This window comes from Verrucosispora sp. SN26_14.1 (genome assembly GCF_004307965.1).
Taxonomy (GTDB): domain Bacteria; phylum Actinomycetota; class Actinomycetes; order Mycobacteriales; family Micromonosporaceae; genus Micromonospora.
In genome coordinates this window covers 1-3,356 of sequence record NZ_SISL01000572.1, presented here as the reverse complement: position 1 = coordinate 3,356, position 3,356 = coordinate 1, and the positions used below count along the sequence as shown (strand labels likewise).

Here is a 3,356-nt window from a genome sequence, read left to right as displayed (position 1 = left end):
GCGGCGTGGGCGAGCCGGACCGGGGCGAGCAGGGTGGTCGGCGCGTCGTCGTGGTCCGGACCGTCGTCGGGGGGCACCGGGGCGAACTGCGCCGTCGGCGCGTCCCCGTGCGCCAGGTCGCGACGCCCGTTCTCCTCGGGTCGCCGAGGGCCACCGTCGGGGAGGTCACTCCGGCGGTTCCGGTCGTCGTACGGACCGGCCGATTCGTCGTACCGCCCGGGGACGTCCCGGTCGTCGAACGGCTCGGGTCGGGCGGCGAAGCCGGTCCCGGCGGGCTCGTCCCGGTCCTCGACGGGCCGGGCGTACGGATTGTCGGCCGGCGGGCGCGGGCGGGTGCGCGGCTCGGCGGAGAGCTCAGCGCCGGGACGCGGGCCGCGCGACCACGGACCGGGTTCGAGGTCCGGGTCGGGCCAGGGCAACGAGGTCGGCCGATCCGGGCGGTCCCAGCCGCGGGCCTCGGCGCCACCGTAGGGGTCGAGGTGGGACATCACGCACCGGACGACAGCGGTACGAGATCCACCACTTGACGCACAGCCACTACCATCCCCTACCCGCGCGAGGCGCTCCGTCTGATTCGCCGGCCGGTAAGCCGGCTGATCTCCACCGTTCACCCCCGGGTCGCCGGGAATCGTGCCGAGCCTACTGCACCCGGAGCTTCCGCAGGACGCACCAGTACCCACCGTCCACCTCGTCGATCATGAGCTTGTCGTACCGGCCGGAGGGCCGGATGACGGCACTTTCATGATCGACGAGGTGGGGCGTACGAGCCGGGAGCCGCTGCGGATCAGACCTCCAGCAACTCGGCTTCCTTGTGCTTGACCAACTCGTCGACGTGCGCCACGTAGCGCTGGGTCACGTCGTCCAGTTCCTTCTCCGCGCGGCGACCGTCGTCCTCGCCGACCTCGCCGTCCTTGACGAGCCGGTCCAGCTCTTCCTTGCCCTTGCGACGGATGTTGCGGATGGCGATCTTCGCCTCCTCGCCCTTGTTCCGGGCGACCTTGATCATGTCGCGGCGGCGCTCCTCGGTCATCTGCGGGAGCAGGATGCGCAGCTGGTTGCCCTCGTTGTTCGGGTTCACCCCGAGGTCCGAGTCGCGGATCGCCTTCTCCATGGCGTTGATCTGCGAGTTGTCGTACGGCTTGATGATGGCCATACGCGGCTCGGGGACACCCACGGACGCCATCTGGGTCAGTGGCGTGGGGCTGCCGTAGTAGTCAATGATGATCTTGGAGAACATGGCCGGAGTGGCGCGACCGGTGCGGATGGCACCGAACTCCTCCTTGGCGTGCTCGACCGCACGCTCCATCTTCTCCTCGGCCTCGAGGAGGGTGTCGTCGATCACCGCTCTCCTCGCCTCCTTCTTGTGCTCGTCGTGGGCTTGTCGGGTCACCGGGACGGACCGCCGAGGTCACCGTCGACGGTCAGCTCAGGTGGTGATCAGCGTGCCGATCTTGTCGCCGCCCACCGCGCGGACGATGGTGTCGTCACCCTGCGCGCCGAAGACCAGCATCGGAAGTCCGTTCTCCATGCAGAGGCTGAAGGCGGCCGCGTCGGCGACCCGCAGGTTGCGGCGCAGCACCTCGGAGAAGGTGATCGACTCGAACTTGCTGGCGGTCGGGTCGATCCGGGGGTCGGCGCTGTAGACGCCGTCCACACCGTTCTTGCTCATCAGCACCACGTCCGCGTGGATCTCCAGCGCACGCTGGGCGGCCGTCGTGTCGGTGGAGAAGTACGGCATACCCGCACCGGCGCCGAAGATGACCACACGGCCCTTCTCCAGGTGCCGGATCGCCCGCAGCGGAATGTACGGCTCGGCCACCTGGGCCATCGTGATCGCGCTCTGCACGCGGGTCTCGATGCCCTCCTTCTCCAGGAAGTCCTGCAGGGCGAGGCAGTTCATCACGGTGCCGAGCATGCCCATGTAGTCGGCCCGGGCCCGGTCCATGCCCCGCTTCTGCAACTCCGCGCCCCGGAAGAAGTTGCCGCCGCCGACCACCACCGAGACCTGCACACCGCGACGGACCACGGTGGCGATCTGCCGGGCGATGGCCTGGACGACGTCCGGGTCCACACCGATCTCGCCGCCGCCGAACACCTCGCCGGAGAGCTTCAGCACCACCCGGCGTGCCCGGCCGGGCGGCGGCGCCAACGGGTCGTCCACCGCCAGCGTCGGGTCACTCACAACCTGCGTCATCCGCCCGTCCTTCCCCCACTGCCGCGCCCGGGTGCGCACATCTGCCGCTGCCGACCTTATGGGACGAGGAGACCGCGGTGTGTGTCGCGTACACCGGCGGCCTCCTCGTCGTGTCGTTGCCCAGCACGGGCGCGTACGCCCGGCCGAAGGTCAGGACTGGCCGACCTCGAACCGCACGAAGCGGGTGATCTCGATGCCGGCCTCGGCCAGCACCTGCTTCACCGACTTCTTGTTGTCGGTGACCGACGACTGCTCCAGCAGCACGAAGTCCTTGAAGAAGGAGTTGACCCGACCCTCGACGATCTTCGGCAGAGCGGCCTCGGGCTTGTTCTCCTCGCGGGCGGTCTGCTCGGCGATCCGCCGCTCGGACTCGACGATCTCCGCCGGCACCTCGTCCCGGGTGAGGTACTTCGGGCGCATCGCGGCGATCTGCATGGCCGCGCCACGGGCGTCGGCGTCGCCGGCCTCGTCGGCCTTGCCGGCGTACTGCACCAGCACGCCCACCGCCGGGGGCAGGTCCTGGGCCTTGCGGTGCAGGTAGACCGCGACCGTGCCGTCCAGCTTGGCGAAGCGGTTCAGCACCAGCTTCTCGCCGATCTTGGCGGACTGCTCCTGGACCAGGTCGGCGACCGGACGGCCGTCGAGCTCGCTGGCCAGCAGTTCCTCGGCGTTGCTCGCGCCGGAGCGCTCACCGTGCTCGACCAGCTGCTGGGCGAGCGCGATGAAGGCGTCGTTCTTGGCGACGAAGTCGGTCTCGCAGTTCAGCTCCAGCAGGGCCCGGCCGGAGTGGGCGACGAGGCCGTTCGCGGCCGTCCGCCCGGCCCGCTTGCCGACGTCCTTGGCGCCCTTGACGCGCAGGATCTCGACGGCCTTGTCGAAGTCGCCCTCGGCCTCGGTCAGGGCCTTCTTGCTGTCCATCATGCCGGCGCCGGTCAGGTCGCGGAGCTTCTTGACGTCCGCCGCGGTGATCTGGGACATGGCTCTCTCTTCGGTGTTGGGACTGCGGGTGAAATGGACTGAGGTGACGATTACCCGGTTCCGAGAGGTTCGTGCCCGGTCTGCCCGCCGCCGGCCACCGTCGTCAGGGACGGACGGTGGCCGGACGGCGGTGCGGTCACTGACCGGCGACGGCGGCCGGCTGCTCGGCGGGCTGCTGCGCCTC

The 3,356-nt window shown here is 69.9% G+C and carries 3 protein-coding genes and 1 pseudogene; all 4 read right to left on the bottom strand.

What is annotated here, in order from left to right; all coding sequences use genetic code 11:
• A pseudogene (locus EYA84_RS29250) lies at positions 1-488 on the bottom strand (hypothetical protein); the annotation flags it as partial.
• Between the two features lie 296 nt (positions 489-784).
• On the bottom strand, positions 785-1,342 hold the full coding sequence (gene frr / locus EYA84_RS29245; RefSeq protein WP_131057263.1) for a ribosome recycling factor: 558 nt from the start codon (positions 1,340-1,342) through the stop codon (positions 785-787).
• Positions 1,343-1,426: 84 nt separating this feature from the next.
• The gene (pyrH, locus tag EYA84_RS29240; RefSeq protein WP_131057261.1) at positions 1,427-2,194 is read right to left on the bottom strand and encodes a UMP kinase; all 768 of its coding nucleotides are present in this window, start codon (positions 2,192-2,194) and stop codon (positions 1,427-1,429) included.
• A 150-nt stretch (positions 2,195-2,344) separates the two neighbouring features.
• Positions 2,345-3,172 (bottom strand): translation elongation factor Ts, encoded by an 828-nt coding sequence (tsf, locus tag EYA84_RS29235; RefSeq protein ID WP_131057259.1) that lies wholly within the window; start codon positions 3,170-3,172, stop codon positions 2,345-2,347.
• Positions 3,173-3,356 lie beyond the last annotated feature (184 nt).

Coding starts and splice junctions, on each gene's coding strand:
- pyrH (WP_131057261.1), bottom strand. CDS start 2,194: ATGACGCAGGTTGTGAGTGACCCGACGCTGGCGGTGGACGACCCGTTG.
- tsf (WP_131057259.1), bottom strand. CDS start 3,172: ATGTCCCAGATCACCGCGGCGGACGTCAAGAAGCTCCGCGACCTGACC.